Origin of the sequence: Tepidimonas sp., from assembly GCF_036825565.1 — a bacterium.
Lineage (GTDB): Bacteria > Pseudomonadota > Gammaproteobacteria > Burkholderiales > Burkholderiaceae_C > Tepidimonas.
The window spans coordinates 1-20,498 of record NZ_DAISXZ010000015.1 but is presented as its reverse complement, the minus strand read 5'-3'; the positions used below and the strand labels follow the sequence as shown (position 1 = coordinate 20,498).

Genomic DNA, 20,498 nt, shown 5'->3' with positions numbered 1-20,498 from the left:
AACCTACCATGCGTCACGGACACGGACTGCGCAAACTCAACCGCACCAGCTCGCACCGCCAGGCGATGCTGCGCAACATGGCCAACTCGCTGCTCAAGTACGAGGCCATCAAGACCACGCTGCCCAAGGCCAAGGAGCTGCGTCGCGTCGTCGAGCCGCTGATCACGCTGGCCAAGACCCCGACGCTGGCCAACCGCCGTCTGGCGTTCGATCGCCTGCGCGACCGCGACACGGTGGTCAAGCTGTTCAACGAACTGGGCCCGCGCTTCCAGAACCGCCCGGGTGGCTACACGCGCATTCTGAAGATGGGCTTCCGTGTCGGCGACAACGCGCCAATGGCTTACATGGAACTGGTCGATCGCGCCGAGCCGGCGGCCGATGCCGCGGCGGCTGGCGACAAGGCCGAGTAATCGTGCTATAATCCCTGCTTCTGACGCGCGGTGGAGCAGTCTGGTAGCTCGTTGGGCTCATAACCCAAAGGTCGGTGGTTCAAATCCATCCCGCGCAACCAAACATTCAAACCCGTTGGCCAAACGCCAACGGGTTTTTTGTCATTGGTCTCAGGCGCTGCGGGGAGGCGGCCAGCCCGTCGCGGATGTCACCTCGGCATCGTGCTCGCCCAGCCGCGGGGCCGGATGGCGCAGCGCCCCGGGGGTGACGCTCAGCTTGGGGACGATGCCGGGCACCTTGAGCGGGCGGCCCTCGCGGTCGGTGGATTGCAGCACCATGGCGCGCGCGTGGTATTGCGGATCGGTGGCAATGTCGGCGGCGGTGTAGATTTTGCCCACCGGCACGTCTGCGGCGTCCAGGGCGGCGATGACCTCGTCCACGCTGCGTTCGCGGGTCCAGGCCTCAATGGCGGCGTCGAGTTCCGCCGCGCGCCGGACCCGACCGTCGTTGTGGGCGAGGTCGGGGTCCTGGGCCAGGTCGTCGCGGCCGATGGCGCGCATCAGGCGGCGGAAAATTCCGTCGCCATTGCCGCCAATCAGCACATAGCCGTCCTGCCCGTCCGCGCTGGGACGGCAGCGGTAGGCGTTGGAGGGGGCGATGCCGGGTAGGGCGCTGCCGGCGCGCTCGCGCACCACGCCAAAGGCGTCGTATTCCGGCAGCAGGCTCTCCATCAGGTTGAACACGCTCTCGTACAGCGCGACGTCCACCATCTGGCCCTGGCCCCCTCTGGCATCGCGGTGGTAGAGCGCCAGCAACACGCCGATGACACCGTGCAGCGCCGCGATTGAGTCACCGATAGACACGCCGGTGCGCACGGGCACCCGGCCCGGCTCGCCGGTCAGGTATCGTAGGCCGCCCATGGCCTCGCCCAGAATGCCAAAGCCCGGCTTGTGCGCATACGGGCCGGTTTGACCGTAGCCCGACAGGCGCAGCATGACCAGCCGCGGGTTGAGCGCGTGCAAGGCCTCCCAGCCCAAGCCCCAACCTTCCAGCGTGCCGGGCTTGAAGTTTTCGATCAACACATCCGCTTCCGCGGCCAGGTGCCGCACCAGGGCTTGCCCGTGCGCGCTGCGCAGGTCGGCGCGCACGGAACGTTTGTTGCGCGACTGCACTTCCCACCAAACCGAAGTGCCTTCGCGCAGCAAGCGCCATTTGCGCAGTGGGTCGCCGCCATCGGGGGGCTCGATCTTGATGACATCGGCGCCAAAATCGGCGAGCGTCTTGGCCGCAAAGGGCCCGGCGATGAGTTGACCGAGTTCCAACACGCGGATGCCGGCGAGCGGCCCGCCCGTGCGCGGTTGGGTTGAGGGGGGAGGGGTGTTCATGGCATCAGTGGCGAGCATCGATACGGGCGGCGAGCACGCGTTCGATGTGATGGAGCAGGCCGTCGCAGGCGTCTTCCACCAAATCGAGCACGTGCTCGAAACCGTCGGCCCCGCCGTAGTACGGGTCCGGGACCACGGGGCTGACATGGTGGCGGCAAAACTCTGTCAGTCGCCGAAGCTTGCGCCGGTGCGGGGGCGGGCACATGGCTTCGGCCAGGGCGAGGTTGTCCCAGTCCATGGCCAGCAGCAGGTCGGCGTGTTCGAAATCGATGGCCGCCAGTTGCCGCGCGCGCAAATCGGCCAGATCGTAGCCGCGCAGCCGGGCATGGTGCTGGCTGCGGCTGTCGGGCGCTTGACCGACGTGGTAGGCGTGCGTGCCGGCCGACGACACCGCCACGCGATGGTGCAAGCCGCGCGCCTGCAGCCGGTGGCGAAACACGCCGTGCGCCGTCGGGCTTCGGCAGATGTTGCCCATGCAAAAAAAGACGACCCGGTATTCGAAGGCGGCATCCATGCGGCGATTGTGCCGGATCGGGCCCGCGGTCGCCTTAGCCGGCCAGAGCGGGGAACAGGCGGGTGAGCCCGCTGGCCATGACCTCCACCGCCAGCGCGGCCAGGATCAGGCCCATGAGCCGCGTCATGACGTTGATTCCCGTCTTGCCGAGTACGCGCGCGATCGGCTCGGCCAGGGTGAAGCACAGCGCCGTGGCCGCGGCGATGACCACGCCGTAACCCACCAGCGCCGCGTGCTGCCAGAACGTCTTGGCCTGGTCGGCGTAGATGACGACGGTGGACATGGTGGCAGGGCCCGTAAGCAGCGGAATGGTCAGCGGCACGACGGCGATGGAGGCGCGGCTGGCCGCGTCGTCCACCTCGTCGCGGGTGGTTTTGGCCTCGGCCGGCTGGGCGTTGAGCATGGACAGGGACGACATGAGCAGCAGCATGCCGCCGCCGACCTGAAAGCTGGCCAGCGAGATGCCAAAAAACTCCAGGATCTGCAGCCCCGCCAGCGCGGAGACGGCGATCACGGCGAACGCGGACAGGGCCGAGATGGCAATGGTGCGCTGGCGCTGCAGTGCGGAAAAACCCAGCGTGTAGTGGATGAAGAACGGGACGATCGCCAGCGGATTGACGATGGCCAGCAGCGTGATCAGTGGCTTGAGGTCCATGGTCGCCATTGTGCGACCATTGTGCGCCCGCGCTCGCCGGTTTGCGCTCTGCTCCGGCTTGCGGAGGCTCCGCGCCTGTGGAAGGATGGCATCGGCATGAACACCGTCATCGAATTGGCACCCCCGGATGGGGCGCGCATTCCGGCCTGCGTGGCCCGGCCCGCTGGCGCTGTGCGCGGCGGTTTGGTGGTGCTGCAGGAGATTTTTGGCGTCAACGCGCACATCCGCGCCGTTGCCGACGGCTACGCCGCCTAAGGCTATGTGGCCGTGGTGCCGGCGCTGTTTCACCGTGTGCGTCCCGCGGTGGAGTTGGGCTACACGCGTCGGTGTCGTGGGCTATTGTTGGGGCGGGCTGATGGCGTGGTGCGGCGTCTGCCTGCTGCACGGCCTGAGTGCTGCGGTGCCGTACTACGGCGGCGGCGTCACGACGATGGTGGAGGCGGCGCGGCTGGCGCGCGAGCGCACCCTGGCCTTTTAGCGGCAGCACGTTGGCTGATCCGGCGCGGCCGGTGGGCGCTCCGGGAGGGGCTCAGGCCGGCACGGGTTGCCGGGCGCGCAGCCAGGCCAACAACTCGGCCGGCGCCATCGCGCGGGCATACAACCAGCCCTGGAAGGTGTCGCACCCGTGCAGGCGCAGAAAGTCGCGCTGCTCCGGGGTCTCCACTCCCTCGGCCACCACCCGCAGGCCCAGGTCGTGCGCCATGGACAGGGTGGCGCGAACGATGGCCGCGCTGTCCGGGTCCCCGGGCACCCCGTTGACGAAGGAGCGGTCGATCTTGAGCTTGCCGATCGGCAGCCGCTGCAGATAGCCCAGGCTGGAGTAGCCGGTCCCAAAATCGTCCAGGCACAGCTCCACCCCCAGTTGGGCGAGGGCGCGCATGCGTTCGGTCACGTCGGCGCCGGCCTGCACCAGCAGGCTTTCGGTGATTTCCAGCTCCACCAGCCGGGCGGCCGGGCCCAGGTCGCGCAGCGCGTCGCGCACATGGTCCAGAAAACCCGGCCGAGCAAATTCGATGGGCGAGATGTTGACCGCCAGCCGCACCTGCGCGAACAGTGGTGCGTCGGCACTGGCGTGCCAGGCGGCGAGCTGCCGGCAAGCGGTCTGCAGCACCCACGCCCCCAGGCGGTCGATGATGCCGGCGTCCTCGGCCACACCGATGAATTCCGCCGGCGAGATGGGGCCGAGCGCGGGGTCGTTCCAGCGCAGCAAGGCCTCCAGCCCGAGCAGGCGCTGCCCGTCGGCGTCGATCTGGGGCTGATAGACGAGGCTCAGTCCGCCGTGCTGCGGATCATCCACCGCTTGCCGCAGGGCGGATTCGAGCGCGAGACGGCGCGAGACGTGCTCTTGCATGGACGGCTCGAAGAAGCGCCACTGGTTGCGGCCCGTCGCCTTGGCGGCGTACATGGCCGTATCGGCGTGGCGAAGCAGGGTTTCCACCGTGCTGCCGTCGTAGGGGAACACCGTCACCCCCAGGCTGGCGCCGACGCGCACCTTTACGCCGTCCAGCTCGATCGGCTCGTCCAGGGTGCGGGCGATTTTGCGCGCCACAATGGCGGCGCCATCGCGCCCCTTCACCCACGGCAGCAGGGCGATGAACTCGTCGCCGCCGAATCGCCCCAACACGTCGCGCGAGCGCAGACACGCCTGCAGCCGCGTCGCCACGGTCTGCAGCAGGCGATCCCCCTGGGCGTGCCCCAGGCCGTCGTTGACGTGTTTAAAGCGGTCCAGGTCCAGGAAGATGATGCCCACCTCTTGCCCATTGCGCCGCGCGGTAGCCAGCACCGTCTCGGCCTGCTCGGTCCAAAAGCTGCGGTTGACCAGGCCGGTGAGGGCGTCGAAGTGCGCGAGCTGGATCAGGCTGGCGTGGCTGCGCGCCAGCTCAAGCGTGCGCTGTTCCACCAACTGCTCGACCCGCCGGCGTTGGCCGGTGGTGACCAGCAAAAACGCCGCCAGCAGCGCCACGGTTAGGAAGGCCGTGCTCGCCGTCAGGTGTATGTGCGCGTCGGCCGCGTTCAGGCGCCAAAAGCCCTCGGTGGTGTCCAGCCGCAACACCCAGGCGCGCTGGGCAAACTGCAGCGGCCACTCGGTGCGGACGCCCAGATGGTGGGGCGATGTGGCGCGCTCGCAGCCCTCCGGCCCCGCCAGCCGCCGGTTGTCCGGGCTGGCGTCACGGTCCATCAGGCACAGCGCCAAGCCCTCCAGCGGCACGGTCTCCAGCCCCGCCTGGATGACGTCCCCCATGCGAAACGCGGTCGCGACGATGCCGAGCACCTCGCCGCTGCCGTGGGCCGCGCGGACCGCGTGGTAGACGACGCTGCCGCGCTGGGAGCCTTGCTCCTGCACCAGGCGGAAGGGTTCGGTGGCCTGTGGGCGTCCGCTGTCGATGGCGCGTTGGGTGGCCCGCCGCAGCGGTTCGTACGTCAGGATGTCCAGCCCACGCGCGGCCAGGTTGGTGGCCAGCGGCGCCAGCCGCGTGATCACCATGTGCTCGTCGGCGTCCGGTGCCGGAAAGCGGCGGCCCAAGGCGTCGCGCCCCAGGATCGGCCAGCCGGGGTCGCAGCATTCGTAGTGCGGACGGTCCGCGCGCGAGACTCGCCAATTGAACGTGAAGTTTTGCGTGCCGGGGTAGCGGCGCAGCCACAACTCGGCCGAGCGCTCGAACTCATCTTGGCCCATGGTGGGCGCGTGCGCCATCAGTTGGCCCATGGCTTCCAGCGCATCGATTTGCGCGTCCAGACGGCGCTGCAGCGTTTGCGCTGCCTGCTCGCCCACTTGCTTGGCGCGCAGCCGCAGCTGCTGGGCCTGGGCATCGGCGAGCAACCGCACCACGCCGCCGACCAGCAGCAGCGCCAGCGCAAGCGGTATGCCCACGCCCCGGCGACGCGCTTGCCAAGTCGAGCGCGTCTCGCCAAAAATTACCCACATCAGCGGCACGACCAGCACCGCGCCCAAGGCATCGCCCAGCCACCAACTTCCCCATTGTCCCCAGGCGTCGGTGGCGGCGATGACGCTGCGGGCCACCAGCGTCGGCACGGCCACGCTGGCGTTGACCAGCGCGCCCAGGGGCAGCACCACGAACAGCAGCCGCAGCACCAGGCGCGGCTCGTCGAGGGTGGATGGGTAGCCGACCCAGCGCCGGATGGCCCAGGCCGAGACCGCCGCCATAGCCGTCGCGCCCAGCGCCGGTACCACGATCGCCCAGTGGCGCCAGTCGGCGCCGACGCTGTCGTGCGCCAAGATCTGCACCGCCAGCGCGCCGGCCAGGATGCCGGGCCACGTCCACCGGCCCCAGACCAGTGCGGCCCCGGCGGCCACACCGGCCGGGAAGAACACCACGATGGCGTAGTCCGGCGGAATGCGCAGTTGCAAGGCCAGCCAGCCGCCGATCAGATACGCCAGCGCTGTCATGAGAGCGCAACCCACCCCACGCAGCCCGTGGCGCGTGGGGGCGGTGCTGGCTGCAGGGGCGACGACGTCCATGATGGTTTGAGCGTGGCCGCACTGTAGCACCGCGCACGGGGCCTTCCGAGCGGCGTGGTTGCCGGCGATCAGGGTTTACCCGCAAATGGCCCTGCGCCGGCGCGGGAAACCGTGCCGTCCGCGCGCGCCGGCCCTACACTGCGACCCATGCGCGGACGGGCGCGATGGGCAGGTGCGGCAGCCGGTGATCCCGGTGCCTGGCCACCTCGGGCGCAGTTGGCAGGCCCGACGTCCGCATGGGGGCTTACCGGCCCGTTTTGCCTCGAAGGAGTTCTCTGCCATGACCGCTCCCTTGCCCGAGCACGTCCGGCGCGCGCTGGAATCCGTCTCGCTCGACGACAAATATGCCCTGGATCGCGGCCGCGCGTTCATGAGCGGGGTGCATGCGTTGGTGCGCCTGCCGATGCTGCAGCAGCAACGCGACGCGCTGGCCGGCAAGCACACGGCCGGCTTCATCAGCGGCTACCGCGGCTCGCCTCTGGGCGGCTACGACCAGGCGCTGTGGAAGGCGCGCGAGCACTTGAAGGCCCACCACGTCGTGTTCCAGCCCGGCGTCAACGAGGAACTGGCCGCCACCGCCGTCTGGGGCACGCAGCAGCTCGGCTTTGCGCCCCCCGGCAGCGCCAAGTACGACGGCGTCTTCGGCCTGTGGTATGGCAAGGGCCCGGGGGTGGACCGCTGCAGCGATGTCTTCAAGCACGCCAACATGGCCGGCACCACGCCGTGGGGTGGCGTGATCGCGGTGGCCGGCGACGACCACGTGGCCAAAAGCTCCACCGCCGCACACCAGAGCGACCACATCTTCAAGGCGTGCGGGTTGCCGGTGTTCTTTCCGGCGAGCGTGCAGGAGATCCTGGACCTGGGCCTGCACGCCTGGGCGATGAGCCGCTACGCCGGCGTGTGGACCGGCATGAAGACCATTCAGGAGATCGTCGAGTCCAGCGCCACGGTGGAGATCGACCCCGAGCGCGTGCGCATCGCGCTGCCGGACGACTTCGAGATGCCCCCGGGTGGCGTGCACATCCGCTGGCCCGACGCGCCGCTGGAGCAGGAGGCGCGGCTGATGGACTACAAGTGGTATGCCGCGCTCGCCTACGTGCGCGCCAACCGGCTCAACCACAACGTCATCGAGGGGCCGCACGACCGCTACGGCATCATCGCCAGCGGCAAGGCCTACAACGACCTGCGCCAGGCGCTGCAAGACCTGGGGCTGGACGACGCGACCTGCCGGCAGCTCGGCATTCGCGTGCACAAGGTGGCGGTGGTGTGGCCGTTGGAGGCGCAGACGACGCGCGCCTTTGCCGAGGGGCTGCGCGAGATCCTGGTGGTCGAGGAAAAGCGCCAAGTCATCGAATACCAGCTCAAGGAAGAGCTGTACAACTGGCGCGCCGATGTGCGGCCGGACGTACTCGGCAAGTTCGATGAGATCGAGGGCGACCATTCCGGCGGCGAGTGGTCCGTGCCGAATCCGAGTGCGCACACGCTGCTGCGCGCCAATGCGGACCTGACGCCCGCCGTCATCGCGCGAGCGCTGGCGCGGCGGCTGACCAAGCGCGGCCTGTTGCCCGAGGGCAGCGACATTGCGGCACGGGTGCAGGCGCAGTTGGCCGTGATCGAGGCGCGCGAACGGTCGCTGCAGGCCATCCAGGTGCAAACCGCCGATGCCCAGCGCGTGCCCTGGTTCTGCTCCGGCTGTCCGCATAACACCTCCACCCGGGTGCCGGAGGGCTCGCGCGCGATGGCGGGCATCGGTTGCCACTACATGTCGATCTGGATGGACCGCAACACCCTCGCGTTCACCCAAATGGGGGGCGAGGGTGTGCCGTGGGTCGGTCAGCAGCCGTTCACGAAGGAAAAGCACATTTTTGCCAACCTGGGCGACGGCACCTACTTCCACAGCGGGCTGCTGGCCATCCGTCAGTCCATCGCGGCGGGGGTCAACATCACCTACAAGATCCTCTACAACGATGCCGTGGCGATGACCGGCGGCCAGCCGGTCGGCGAGCGGCCCGAGGGACACTCGGTGCTGCAAATCGTGCACAGCCTGCGCAGCGAGGGGGTGCGCAAGCTCTTCATCGTCACCGACGAGCCGGCCAAGTATGCCCATGCCCGGCACACTACCCTGGGCGGCGTGACGCTGGCGCTGCCGGCCGATGTGCCAGTGCTGCACCGTGACGAGCTGGACCGGGTGCAGCGCGAGTGCCGCGACACCGCGGGCGTGACCGCCATCATTTATGACCAGACCTGCGCCACCGAGAAGCGCCGCCGCCGCAAGCGCGGCCTGATGGCCGATCCGGACAAGCGTGCCGTGATCAACGAGCGCGTGTGCGAGGGCTGCGGTGACTGCGGGGTGCAGAGCAACTGCCTGAGCGTGGAGCCGCTGGAGACCGAATTCGGGCGCAAGCGCACCATCAATCAGAGCACGTGCAACAAAGATTTTTCCTGCACCAAGGGGTTTTGCCCCAGCTTCGTGACCGTGGAAGGCGCCACGCCGCGCAAGCCCGGCCGTAACGCCGCAGCGCCCGACCTCGAGGACCTGCCGCCGCTGCCCGAGCCGTCCGTGCCCGAGCTGCGGGCCGGCGCCGGGGCGTGGGGCATCGTCGTGGCGGGGGTGGGCGGTACGGGCGTCATCACCATCGGGCAGTTGCTCGGCGTGGCCGCGCACATCGAGGGGAAGGGCATCGTCACCCAGGACGCCGCCGGGCTGGCGCAAAAGGGCGGCGCGACCTGGAGCCACGTGCTCATCGGTGCGCGCCAAGACGACATTCTGACCACGCGCGTGGGCACCGCCGCCGCCGACTTGATCCTGGCCTGTGACCCGATCGTCGCGGCCAGCCCGGAGACGCTGGCGCGCGTGCGCGAAGGCCGCACCCACGTCGCCCTGAACGCGCAGGCCACCCCGACCGCGGCCTTCGTCAAGGACGGGGCTTGGCAAAACCCGTCGGCGCGCTGTGTCGCCGCCATCACCGAGGCCGCAGGCGGCGTGGGCGTGGGGATGTTCGATGCCGAGGCGCTGGCGCTCAAGGTGCTGGGCGACACGCTCTACGTCAACCCGATGGTGCTGGGCTATGCGTGGCAGAAGGGGTGGATACCGCTGCGGCGCGAGTCGCTGGAGCGCGCCATCGAGCTCAACGGTGTGGCGGTGGGGGCCAACAAGGCGGCCTTCGAATGGGGACGGCGCGCCGCGCACGACGAGGGGGCCGTCAAGCGCTGGCTGCAGCCGGCGCAGGTGGTCGAGCTGCGGCCGCGGCCCACGCTGGAGCATGTGATCCGCGTGCGGGTGGAGCACTTGACGGCCTACCAGAACGCGGCCTACGCGCAGCGCTACGAGTCGCTGGTGCGCCGTGTGCAGGCGGCCGAGGCGGCGCTGGGCACGGGCTCGACCGCGCTGACCGAGGCGGTGGCCCGGCATCTGGCGCAGCTGATGGCCTACAAGGACGAGTACGAGGTGGCGCGCCTGTACACCGACGGCGCTTTCCTGCAGCGTCTGCGCGAGCAGTTCGACGGCGACTTCACGCTGCGCTTTCATCTGGCGCCGCCGCTGCTGGCCCGGCGCAACGACAAGGGCGAACTCGTCAAGCGCGAATATGGCCCCTGGGTGATGGGGGCGTTCCGTGTGTTGGCCCGGCTCAAGGGGCTGCGCGGCACCGCCTTCGACCCCTTCGGCCACACGGAGGAGCGGCGCACCGAGCGGGCCTTGATCCGCGAGTACGAGGCCGCGGTCGAGGAGGTGTTGCGCGACCTGCGGGCAGACCGGTTGCCGCTGGCGCTGGAGATCGCCCGCTGGCCGGCGCGGGTCAAGGGCTTTGGCCACGTCAAGGAACGCAACCTGCGGGCAGCCCGCCCGCTGTGGGACGACCTGCTGCGGCGCTGGCGCGCGGGCGACGCCGCCGCCGCGCCGACGTCGGCCGCGCGCGTCGCCTGACCGGCTGGGCAGGCGCGCCACCCGACCGCGCGCCTGCCCGGTGAGCGGGCCGCGCTGTCACCGCCCCGACGCAGCGCGCTGCCGCCGGTGGGCTGGCCGGCGTACACTGCGCGGTTTTTCGTGCAGGCAAGGGAGTGGCGATGGCCGCAGCGGGCAGTGCAGACGGTGGGGCAGCAACGGCGGGCGGGATCGGCGGCGGCGTCGCGTGGGCGCTGGCTGCCGGGGCCCTGTGGGGGCTGGTATTCGTCGCGCCGTTGATGCTGCCCGAGTATCCGGCGGCGCTGCAGTCGGTGGCGCGTTACCTGGCGTTCGGGCTGATTTGCCTGCCCCTGGCGTGGTTCGACCGCCGCGAGTTGCGCAGCCTGAGCCGCGCCGACTGGCGGCACTCGCTCAAGCTGGCCTTCGTGGGCAATCTGCTGTACTACCTGCTGCTGGCCAGCTCCATCCAGCGCACCGGCGGGCCCTTGTCCACGGTCATCATCGGCACCCTGCCGGTGGTCATTGCCATCGTGGCCAACCGCCGCAACGCGGTGCGCGACGGGCGGCTGCCGTGGCGGCGTCTATGGCCCGCCCTGGCCCTGATCGCGCTGGGCATTGCGCTGGTCAACCGCACCGAGCTGCAGGTCGTGCTGGCCGATCCCACGCGCGACGTGGGTGCCTACGCGCTGGGCGCGCTGCTGGCCGTGGGGGCGGTGGCCTGCTGGACGTGGTACCCCCTGCACAACGCCGATTGGCTGCGCGCGCACCCGGACCGCAGCCCGCGCGCCTGGTCCACCGCGCAGGGGCTGGCCACCCTGCCGCTGGCGGCCATCGGCTACGCACTGGTCTGGGGGCTGGACGCGGTGCGGGGCGATCCGTTCGCCATGCCGTTCGGGCCGCGGCCGGCGGTGTTCGTCGGCCTGATGGTGTCGGTCGGTTTGCTGGCGTCGTGGCTGGGCACGCTGTGTTGGAATGCGGCCAGCCAGCGGCTGCCGACGGCGCTGGCGGGGCAACTCATCGTGTTCGAGACGCTGGCCGCCCTGTTGTACGCCTACCTGTGGCGGGGGGAGTGGCCGGCGCCCCTGTCGTTGCTGGGCATCGGTGCGTTGGTGGCCGGGGTGTTGTGGGGGGTGCGTGTGCGCCCGGAGCCGGTGATCGCGCAGGCGCACCCGGACTGACGCCCGCCCCCGACCCCGCAGCCCCGCGCTGCGCAGGCCGCGGGCTACAATGAACGCTTGCCATCATGAGTGGCCCGCAGGCGCTTGCCGGCGCGGGCCGGCCCCGATTCCCCAACCCTTTGCACGCCAGAGGAATCCGACGTGTTCATCTCCAATGCCTACGCCCAGGCCGCTGCGGGCGGCGACACCACCTCCACGCTCATGAGCCTGCTGCCGCTGGTGCTTATGTTCGTGGTGCTGTACTTCGTCATGATCCGGCCGCAGATGAAGCGCCAGAAGGAGCACAAGGCCATGATCGATGCCCTGGCCAAGGGGGACGAAGTCGTCACCGCCGGCGGTCTGCTGGGCAAGGTCTCCAAGCTGGGCGAGTCCACCATCGGCATTGAGCTGGCCGACGGGGTCGAAGTGCAACTGCAGCGCACCGCCGTCGTGCAGGTGCTGCCCAAGGGCACCCTCAAATAAGCCGCGGCCGGCGCCACCGGCCCCGAGCCCATTCGCGGCGCCGCGTGCGCCGCAAGGCGTTCGTCCATGAACCGATACTCCTGGTGGAAGTACGCGACCCTGGTGGTCGTGCTCATCGTCGCCACCCTGTACACCCTGCCCAACTTCTTTGGCGAGGCGCCGGCCGTGCAGGTGACGTCGGCGCGCGCCGCGCACCGGCTGGACGAAGGCATCGTCAGCCGCGTCGAGCAGGCGCTTGCGGCGGCCAACCTGGGGGCGGAGGCGATCCAGTTCAACGGGCAGACCGTCAAGGCGCGCTTTGCCTCGACGGATGCGCAGCTCAAGGCCCGCGACGCGATCGAGCGCGCCCTCAACCCCGATCCGGTCAATCCGACGCATGTGGTGGCTCTCAACCTGCTGCCGCGCACCCCGGCGTGGCTGCAGAGCCTGGGCGCGCAGCCCATGTATCTGGGTCTGGATCTGCGCGGGGGGGTGCACTTCCTGCTGCAAGTGGACATGGCCGGCGCGGTGGACAAGCGCGTCGAGGGCATTGCCGCCGACGTGCGCACCGCGCTGCGCGACAAGGGCATCCGCCACAGTGGCGTGCGCCGCGAGGGACAGGCGGTGCTGGTGCGCCTGCGCGACGCGGCGACGGCACGTACCGCCGGCGACTTGATCGCACGCGACTTTCCGGACGTGCAGCTGGCCGAGCGCGACGAGGGCGGCGAGACGGTGCTCGCGCTCACCCTACGGCCCGAGGCGGCGCGTCGCATTCAGGAGCAGGCGCTCAAGCAGAACATCTTGACGCTGCACAACCGCATCAACGAGCTGGGCGTGGCCGAGCCGGTGATCCAGCAGCAGGGGCTGGACCGCATCGTCGTGCAGTTGCCCGGCGTGCAGGACACCGCCAAGGCCAAGGACATCCTGGGCCGCACAGCAACGCTGGAAATCCGCATGGTGGACGAAAGCCCCGAAGGATTGGCCGCCGAGCGCAACGCGGGGCCGGTGCCGTTCGGCGCCGAGCGCTATTTGGACCGCAACGGGGCGCCCGTCATCGTCAAGCGCGAGGTGATCCTGACCGGCGAGAACCTGACCGATGCGCAAGCGGGCTTCGATAGCCAGACGCAGGAGCCGGTGGTCAACCTGACGTTGGACGGCAAGGGGGCGCGGGTGTTCCGAGACGTCACGCGCGAGAACGTCGGCAAGCGCATGGCGATCCTGCTGTTCGAAAAGGGCAAAGGCGAGGTGATCACGGCGCCCGTCATCCGCACCGAGATCGGCGGCGGTCGCGTGCAGATCTCCGGTCGCATGACGACGCAGGAGGCCAACGACACCGCGCTGCTGCTGCGCGCTGGCTCGCTGGCCGCGCCGATGGAGATCATCGAAGAGCGCACCATCGGCCCGAGTCTGGGCGCCGATAACATCCGCATGGGCTTCAACAGCGTGGTCTGGGGCTTTGCGGCGGTGGTCGCCTTCATGTGCGTCTACTACCGGCTGTTCGGGGTGTTCTCTAGCCTCGCGCTGGCGGTTAACCTGATGCTGCTGGTGGCGGTGCTGTCCATGCTGCAGGCGACGCTGACGCTGCCCGGCATCGCCGCCATCGCGCTGACACTAGGCATGGCGATCGATGCCAACGTGCTCATCAACGAGCGGGTGCGTGAGGAGCTGCGCAACGGCTCCGCGCCGCAGACGGCGATTCACAAGGGGTATGAGCACGCCTGGGACACGATTCTGGACTCCAACATCACGTCGCTGCTGGCGGGGCTGGCGCTGTTGACGTTCGGCTCGGGTCCGGTGCGCGGTTTTGCCGTCGTGCACTGCATCGGCATCTTGACCAGCATGTTCTCGGCCGTGTTCTTCTCGCGCGGGCTGGTCAATCTGTGGTACGGGCGCCAGAAGAAGCTGCGCGCCGTCTCGATTGGCATTCGCGTCGCGCCTTCGGGCGCCGCCAAGGCTGACTGATCCGCCGGGAGAGCGACGATGGAACTGTTTCGGATCCGCAAGGACATCCCGTTCACGCGCCACATGTTGGTGCTGAACATGGTGTCCTTCGTCACCTTTTTGGCGGCGGTGTTCTTTCTGGTCACGCGCGGCCTGCACCTGTCGGTCGAGTTCACCGGCGGCACGGTGGTCGAGGTGTCCTACGCGCAGCCGGCCGACCTGGGCCAGGTGCGGGCGGTCGTGGCGGGGCTGGGCTATGCCGATGTGCCGGTGCAGAACTTTGGCAGCTCGCGCGACGTGATGATGCGTCTGCCGCTGCGCGAGGGCCTGAACTCCGGCCAGCAGACCGAGCAACTGTTGGCGGCCCTGCGCGCCCAGGACCCGGCGGTGGAGCTGCGCCGCACCGAGTTCGTCGGGCCCCAGGTCGGCCGCGAGCTGGTCAGCAACGGGCTGCTCGCGCTGGCCTTTGTCATCGGCGGTATCATGGCTTATCTGGCCGTGCGCTTCGAGTGGAAGTACGCGGTTGCCGCCATCATCGCCAACCTGCACGACGTCGTCATCATCCTGGGCTTTTTCGCCTTCTTCCAGTGGGAGTTCTCGCTGGCGGTGTTGGCGGCGGTGCTGGCGGTGCTGGGCTACTCGGTCAACGAGTCGGTGGTCATCTTCGACCGCATCCGCGAGACCTTCCGCCGCCAGCGCAAGATGACGGTGCGCGAGGTCATCGACCATGCGATCACCTCGACCATGAGCCGCACCATCATCACCCACGGTTCGACCGAGGCGATGGTGCTGTCGATGCTGCTGTTTGGCGGCCCGACGCTGCATTACTTTGCGCTGGCGCTGACCATCGGCATCCTGTTCGGGATCTACTCGTCGGTGTTCGTGGCGGCGGGCATCGCCATGTGGCTGGGCATCCGGCGCGAGGATCTGGTCAAGGCGCCCAAGAAAGCGGGCGAAGGCGACGACCCGAACGCCGGCGCCGTGGTCTGAGGCCCGCTGCCCCTAGGTCCGCACCACGCGCTGCAGCAGGCCGCCGGGCAGGCGCTGCACGTGTCCGTCCAGCTCCAGCGTCAGCAGGTGGGCCTGCAGGCGGGCCGTGTCCCAGCCGCAGCGCGCTTGCAGCAGGTCGAACGGCGTGGGGTCGTGGCCCAGGGCGGCCAGTACCGGGTCGTCGGCGGGCGACGGTGTCGCGCCACTGGCAGGGGCCGGGGTGCCGGCAGCCAGGCCCCAGACCGCGCGCAGCTCTTCGTGGATGTGCTCGGCGGTCTCCACCAGCTTGGCTCCCTGCCGGATGAGGGCGTGGCAGCCCCGCGACTGCGGCGCGTGGATGGAGCCGGGGATGGCGAAGACCTCCCGCCCCATCTGGGTGGCCAGCTCCGCCGTGATGAGCGACCCCGATCCGAGCGAGGCTTCCACCACCAGCGTGCCCTGCGTCAGGCCGGCGATGATGCGGTTGCGGCGCGGAAAATGCGGCGCCAGCGGCGGCGTGCCCAAGGGGTGTTCGCTGACGAGGCAGCCCGCCGCCGCGATCTGGTGCGCCAGCGCCCGGTGGCGCGCCGGATAGACGCGGTCCACCCCCGTGCCGACCACCGCCACGGTCCGGCCGCCAGCGGCCAGGGCGCCCTCGTGCGCGGCGGCGTCGATGCCGGCGGCCAGCCCCGACACGATGCACACGCCCTCCGCCGCCAGCGCACGGGCAAAGGCGCGCGCGTTGTCGGCGCCTTGCGGGGTGGGGTTGCGGCTGCCGACCACGGCCAGGGCCCGTGGCGCGCTCAGGGCCGCGGGGTCACCGACCACATGCAGCAGCGGGGGCGGGTCCGGGGTGGTCAGCAGGCTTGCGGGGTAGGCCGCATCGCCCAGGGCGATCAGATGGTGGTCCGGCTGCGCCAGCCAGGCTTGGGTGCGGGCGAGCAGCGCCGGCCATTCCGGTGGCTCGGCCTGCAGGCGGCTGGCCACCGTGGGCCCCACCGCCTCGGCCAAGGCCCCGTGGCGTTGGGCCAACACGGCTGCCGGCGGGCCAAACACCGCCAGCAGCCGGCGCGCCGTCGCCGAGCCCACCCCTGGCGTGGCGATCAGCCGCAACCACTCGACCCAGTCGTCGGGTGCCATCCGTCCCGGTCTCCCTGCCTGCCGCGCGTCAGGGGTTGACGAAGCGATCCCCGCTCTTGACGCCGTCGGTGATTTGCAGAATCAGGGCGTACGACACACGCTCGAAAGTGCGAAACACCATCATCAGCCCGTTGCGCTCCCCGGGCAGCAGGAGGTCCGGTCGCGCCGCGTCGGTCTTGTCGGTCAGCCGGGTGCGGTCCTTCAGCACGGCGAGCACATGGCCCGCTTCTAGCCCATCGGCGCGCCCGCGGTTGAGCACAACGATCTGGTTCTGCCCCGCGTAGCGCACGGCATCGCCATGTACCTTGACGATCTGCCCGCGGATCGGGGCCCCGGGGGCGTGGGGGATGTACAAGCGCATCTCGCGCCCGGACTGGGGCAGCAGCCGGTCGCCGATGCGGACTTCCTCGCGCGCCTGCACGATCTGAACGGTCGCTGGCACGAGGGTCGGCTGCCCGTCGGGCCCCTCTCCTTCGCGTTCGCTGCGCACCAACTCGGCACGGCCGACGGCGTGGGCTTCGTAGCCCAGTATCTCGCCGCTCTCCGGGTCGCGCAACGCGACGGCATTGCGGTAGATCGACAGCACGCGGGGCCGGTCCGCTTGCGCTTCCAGCGCGTCGCCCGTGAGGGCGTCGCTCGGGCCATACTGGCCGCGGGCGTAGGCGCGGTCGCCGCGGGCCAGCAGCACCCGTGTTTCCGGGCCGGCGACGATGCGCGGTGCGCGCTCGTGGGTATCGGCATCGACGATATCGACGTCGGCCAGGAAGGGTTCGATCGCCCCCGGGGGCAGCGGCGGAATACCCTCGTCGCGCAACCGCTCGGCGCGCACGCGCGGCGAGAGTTTGACCGTGGGGGGCGTGTCCGCGGCGAGCTGCAACACGGCGCGGTCGCCAACGCGCGTGAGTACCAGCACCTGCCCGGGGTAAATCAGGTGGGGGTTGCGAATCTGCTGCAGGTTCATGCCCCACAGCTCCGGCCAGCGCCAGGGGCGCTGCAGATACAGTGCCGAAATGCCCCACAAGGTATCGCCGCGTCGCACGGTGTAGCGCTCGGGCGCATTCGGGGCCAGTTCCGACAAAGGCACGCCCGTTTGGGCCACCTGCTCGGCGGTGCCGCGCTGCTGCGGGGTCACGGGGTAGGGCGGTGCGGCCGCGGTGACACAAGCCATACCGCCCGCCAGCGCGCTCACGACCCAGCGCGACAAGGCTGTGCCGATGCCGCCACGGGTGGAAGGCACCAGAGCGGACGAAAGCGGTGCGGTGCGTTGGCGCGGAGTGGTCATGGGTGGCGATTCCTCCCTTGCCATTGTGCGGTCTGCCCCCACTTCTGGCAATGCCATACCCCGCGCCGTGCTGGCAGGTCCCGCCAAAAGTGGCGAAAATACCGATATTCGCCTATGAACGCCTCCACCGAACTCCTGCCCATCCTGCGCTACCCCGATCCGCGCCTGCACAAGGTGGCCAAACCGGTCGCGGTCGTGGACGATCGCGTGCGCGCGATCATCCCGCGCATGTTTGCCACCATGTACGCCGCCAATGGCATCGGCCTGGCCGCCACGCAGGTCGACATCCACGAGCGCATCATCGTCATCGACGTGAGCGAAAACCGGGATCAACCGCTGGTGCTGATCAACCCCGAGATCGAGTGGGCCAGCGACGAGAAGCGCAAGGGCGAGGAGGGGTGCCTGTCGGTGCCCGGCATCTACGACGGTGTCGAGCGCTCGGTGGCGGTGCGCGTGCGCGCGCTGGACGAGCACGGTGCGGGCCGTGTCATCGAGGCCGAAGGGCTGTTGGCGGTGTGCATCCAGCACGAGATGGACCACCTGATGGGTAAGGTGTTCGTCGAGTACCTCTCGCCGCTCAAGCGGGAGCGCATCAAGATGAAACTCGTCAAAGCCGAGCGGGAGGCCGCGCGCGCCGCGGCCGAGGGCCGGCCGCGCAACCGCTTGCACGCCGAGCCGACGGAGGCGCGGCTTTGACCGCGGCGGCCGGGGCCGCCCCTGCGCTGCGGGTGGCCTTTGCCGGTACGCCGGTGTTTGCCGCCACGGCCCTGCAGGCAATTGCGCAGGCGGGGTTTTCCGTCGTGTTGGTGCTGACCCAGCCCGACCGGCCGGCCGGCCGCGGCATGAAGGTGCAGCCCTCGCCGGTGAAGGCGTTGGCTCAGACGCACGGCTGGACGGTCGCGCAGCCGCGCGGCTTGCGGCTGGACGGTCGCTGGGCCGAGGACGCGGCGGCTGCCCGCGCCGCGCTGCAGGCCGCCCAGCCCGACGTGCTGGTCGTGGCGGCCTATGGGCTGATCCTGCCGCGCTGGGTGTTGGAGCTGCCGCGGCTGGGCTGCCTCAATATCCACGCCTCGCTGTTGCCGCGCTGGCGCGGGGCCGCACCCATCCAGCGCGCCATCGAGGCCGGCGACCCACAGACGGGCATCACCATCATGCAGATGGACGAGGGGCTGGACACGGGTGACATCGTGGCGATGGAGGCCGTGCCGATCCGCCCGGCGGAGACGGCCGGATCGCTACACGACCGTCTGGCCGACCTGGGCGCGCGCCTGGTGGTGCAGGCCCTGCGGGCGGCCGAGGCGGCGCCGCTGCCCCGGCGCCCACAGCCGGACGAGGGTGTGACCTACGCTCACAAGATCGACAAGGCCGAGGCACTGCTGGACTGGTCGGCGCCCGCCGCGCTGCTCGAGCGGCGTGTGCGCGCATTCGACCCCGTGCCGGGGGCGGCCACCACGCTGGACGGCGCCATGCTCAAAGTTTGGGGTGCCCGAGCCGATCCCGCGGTGGCGCCATCGGCCGTGCCGGGCACGGTGCTGGCGGCGGACGCGGCGGGCATTCGTGTGCAAACCGGCCAAGGCGCGCTGGTGCTGACCGAGGTGCAGCGCGCCGGTGGCAAGCGCCTGGCCGCCGGGGACTTTTTGCGCGGCACGGCGCTGCCGCCAGGGGTGCGTCTGGGGGCGGTGGGATGAGCGCCGCGGCGTCCACCGCATTCTGGCGCGCGTCGTTTTTGAACCCGGTGTTGTGGCGCCGGCCCACCTTTGCCGCGGGCGCGCGCGAGCTGGTCAGCGTGGCCACCGGCATCGGGGCCTGGGGGCTGATGACCGGGGTGGCGATGGTGAAGTCCGGCTTAACGCCGCTGGAGGCGCTGTGGATGACGCTGCTCGTTTACGCGGGCAGCGCCCAGCTCACGGCGGTGCCGCTGATCACCGCCGGGGCGCCGCTGTGGGTGATCCTGGCGGCGGCCTTCTGCGTCAATTTGCGCTTCGTCGTGTTCTCCATCCACCTGCGCGCGTACGTGGCCCACTTGCCGCGCGGACAGCGGCTGTTGACCGGCTACCTGACGGGGGATTTGAGCTACGTCTTCTTCGCCCGGCGCTTTCCGCACCCGGGGCGCACCGACGAGGATCGGCTGGATCAGGAGGCCTACCTAGCCGGGAGCTGCGGCGTCAATTACCTGTTTTGGATGACGGCGAGCGTGATCGGCATCGTGCTGGCCCATGCCATCCCGACCGAGTGGGGGCTGGGCTTTGCGGGCATTCTGGCGCTGCTGGGGGTGGGCTGCTCGCTGGCCACGTCCCGTTTGCGCGTGCTGTCGGCCGCCGTGGCCGGGTCGGCCGCGGTGGCGGCCTGGGCGCTGCCGCTCAAGCTCAACATCGTGGTGGCGATCGCCGCCGCGGTCGTCGTGTGCCTGATCGCCGAGGCGCACGGTCCGCGCTGGCTGCGCGGCGCGCCCATTCCCCCCCACCGTCCGCATGGCTGAGCTGAACCCCTGGACGCTGTTGACCTTTGTCGCGTTGGCCGCGGTGACGGTCATCACGCGCGGTTTTTTCTTTTTGTCCGATCGGCCATGGCAGTTGCCGCACTGGGCCGAGCGCGGCCTGCAGTACGCGCCGATTGCCGCGCTGGCGGCCGTCGTGGTGCCCGAGGTGGTGATGCAGCAGGGTCAGCTCATCCACACCTGGCAGGATGCGCGGCTGTATGCCGCCGTGGCGGGGGGCGCGTGGTTTTTCTGGCGCGGCGGGGTGCTGGGCACCATCGTCACGGGGATGGCGGTGTACCTGCCGCTGCACCTGGGGCGGGGCTGGTGAGTTCGGCGTGCGCTGCGATGCAGCGGGCCATCACCGCTTCGAGCTGGGCGCGTTGCACCGGTTTGGCAAGAAAGGCATTCATCCCCGCGGCCTGCGCCCGTTGCTCGGCGTCGTCCACGATGTCGGCGGTCAGGGCCACAATCGGCACGCGCCCGCGTGGTCCCGGTAGCGCCCGGATGCCTTGGGTGGCCTCCAGCCCGTCCATCTCGGGCATGTGCACGTCCATCAGCACGATGTCGTAGTCGCCTTCGGCGGCCCGGGCAACCGCTTGCCGGCCGTCTTCGGCGAAGGCGACCTGGTGGCCCAGCTTGTCCAGCAGCAGGCCGATGAATTTGCGGTTGACGGGGTGGTCCTCGGCCACCAGCACGCGCCAGCCGCTGCGCGGGGCGCCGGGCGGGGGCGGCGCGGGGG

General features: G+C 70.1%; 17 protein-coding genes, 1 tRNA gene and 1 pseudogene. 12 read left to right on the top strand and 7 right to left on the bottom strand.

Annotation, left to right across the window (positions count from 1 at the left end; translation table 11 throughout):
• Positions 1-8: 8 nt before the first annotated feature.
• Both rplQ and V7026_RS03800 read left to right on the top strand, forming a co-directional pair.
• Positions 9-410, top strand: coding sequence for a 50S ribosomal protein L17 (rplQ, locus tag V7026_RS03805; protein ID WP_334153958.1), 402 nt, complete (start codon positions 9-11; stop codon positions 408-410).
• Positions 411-434: 24 nt separating this feature from the next.
• Positions 435-511, top strand: a tRNA-Met gene (locus tag V7026_RS03800).
• Positions 512-560: 49 nt separating this feature from the next.
• On the opposite strand, the gene V7026_RS03795 is transcribed toward V7026_RS03800, so the two are convergent.
• Genes V7026_RS03795 through V7026_RS03785 form a run of 3 tightly spaced genes read right to left on the bottom strand, consistent with a single transcriptional unit; the run spans position 561 to position 2,944 of the window.
• On the bottom strand, positions 561-1,775 hold the full coding sequence (locus V7026_RS03795) for a CaiB/BaiF CoA transferase family protein (RefSeq protein WP_334153956.1): 1,215 nt from the start codon (positions 1,773-1,775) through the stop codon (positions 561-563).
• Between the two features lie 4 nt (positions 1,776-1,779).
• Positions 1,780-2,289, bottom strand: a complete 510-nt coding sequence (locus V7026_RS03790; protein WP_334153954.1) for a low molecular weight protein-tyrosine-phosphatase — start codon at positions 2,287-2,289, stop codon at positions 1,780-1,782.
• Between the two features lie 34 nt (positions 2,290-2,323).
• On the bottom strand, positions 2,324-2,944 hold the full coding sequence (locus V7026_RS03785) for a MarC family protein (RefSeq protein ID WP_334153953.1): 621 nt from the start codon (positions 2,942-2,944) through the stop codon (positions 2,324-2,326).
• Between the two features lie 96 nt (positions 2,945-3,040).
• Here V7026_RS03785 and V7026_RS03780 point away from each other — a divergent pair.
• A pseudogene (locus V7026_RS03780) lies at positions 3,041-3,416 on the top strand (dienelactone hydrolase family protein); the annotation flags it as partial.
• Positions 3,417-3,473: 57 nt separating this feature from the next.
• On the opposite strand, the gene V7026_RS03775 reads toward V7026_RS03780, so the two are convergent.
• The gene (locus V7026_RS03775) at positions 3,474-6,425 is read right to left on the bottom strand and encodes a bifunctional diguanylate cyclase/phosphodiesterase (protein WP_334153952.1); all 2,952 of its coding nucleotides are present in this window, start codon (positions 6,423-6,425) and stop codon (positions 3,474-3,476) included.
• 280 nt (positions 6,426-6,705) lie between these two features.
• Between V7026_RS03775 and V7026_RS03770 the strand changes: the two genes are divergently transcribed.
• From V7026_RS03770 to secF, 5 genes are all read left to right on the top strand, one after another.
• Complete coding sequence (locus V7026_RS03770) at positions 6,706-10,350, top strand: indolepyruvate ferredoxin oxidoreductase family protein (RefSeq protein ID WP_334153951.1); 3,645 nt, start codon at positions 6,706-6,708, stop codon at positions 10,348-10,350.
• A 140-nt stretch (positions 10,351-10,490) separates the two neighbouring features.
• A complete protein-coding gene (locus V7026_RS03765) occupies positions 10,491-11,507 on the top strand; it encodes a DMT family transporter (protein WP_334153950.1) in 1,017 nt (338 codons plus the stop codon).
• A gap of 141 nt (positions 11,508-11,648) precedes the next feature.
• Positions 11,649-11,969, top strand: coding sequence for a preprotein translocase subunit YajC (gene yajC, locus V7026_RS03760; RefSeq protein WP_068608208.1), 321 nt, complete (start codon positions 11,649-11,651; stop codon positions 11,967-11,969).
• Between the two features lie 66 nt (positions 11,970-12,035).
• Positions 12,036-13,910: a protein translocase subunit SecD gene (gene secD / locus V7026_RS03755; protein WP_334153948.1), complete on the top strand. Its 1,875-nt coding sequence runs from the start codon at positions 12,036-12,038 to the stop codon at positions 13,908-13,910.
• 18 nt (positions 13,911-13,928) lie between these two features.
• Complete coding sequence (gene secF, locus V7026_RS03750) at positions 13,929-14,879, top strand: protein translocase subunit SecF (protein ID WP_334153947.1); 951 nt, start codon at positions 13,929-13,931, stop codon at positions 14,877-14,879.
• A gap of 12 nt (positions 14,880-14,891) precedes the next feature.
• On the opposite strand, the gene dprA is transcribed toward secF, so the two are convergent.
• Positions 14,892-15,998: a DNA-processing protein DprA gene (gene dprA, locus V7026_RS03745; RefSeq protein WP_334153946.1), complete on the bottom strand. Its 1,107-nt coding sequence runs from the start codon at positions 15,996-15,998 to the stop codon at positions 14,892-14,894.
• Positions 15,999-16,026: 28 nt separating this feature from the next.
• Positions 16,027-17,166 (bottom strand): LysM peptidoglycan-binding domain-containing protein, encoded by a 1,140-nt coding sequence (locus V7026_RS03740; RefSeq protein WP_443082312.1) that lies wholly within the window; start codon positions 17,164-17,166, stop codon positions 16,027-16,029.
• Positions 17,167-17,394: 228 nt separating this feature from the next.
• On the opposite strand from V7026_RS03740, the gene def reads away from it, so the two are divergent.
• The 4 genes from def to V7026_RS03720 are packed head-to-tail and all read left to right on the top strand — an operon-like array spanning position 17,395 to position 20,087.
• Complete coding sequence (def, locus tag V7026_RS03735; RefSeq protein ID WP_334153944.1) at positions 17,395-17,976, top strand: peptide deformylase; 582 nt, start codon at positions 17,395-17,397, stop codon at positions 17,974-17,976.
• A gap of 26 nt (positions 17,977-18,002) precedes the next feature.
• Complete coding sequence (fmt, locus tag V7026_RS03730; RefSeq protein WP_334153974.1) at positions 18,003-18,968, top strand: methionyl-tRNA formyltransferase; 966 nt, start codon at positions 18,003-18,005, stop codon at positions 18,966-18,968.
• A complete protein-coding gene (locus tag V7026_RS03725) occupies positions 18,965-19,759 on the top strand; it encodes an AzlC family ABC transporter permease (RefSeq protein ID WP_334153943.1) in 795 nt (264 codons plus the stop codon). The genes fmt and V7026_RS03725 overlap by 4 nt, the downstream gene beginning before the upstream one ends.
• Positions 19,752-20,087, top strand: coding sequence for an AzlD domain-containing protein (locus tag V7026_RS03720; protein WP_334153942.1), 336 nt, complete (start codon positions 19,752-19,754; stop codon positions 20,085-20,087). Before V7026_RS03725 ends, V7026_RS03720 begins: the two co-directional genes overlap by 8 nt.
• On the opposite strand, the gene V7026_RS03715 is transcribed toward V7026_RS03720, so the two are convergent.
• A partial coding sequence (locus tag V7026_RS03715; RefSeq protein ID WP_334153941.1) for a response regulator occupies positions 20,038-20,498 on the bottom strand: 461 nt, incomplete at its 5' end. The genes V7026_RS03720 and V7026_RS03715 overlap by 50 nt on opposite strands.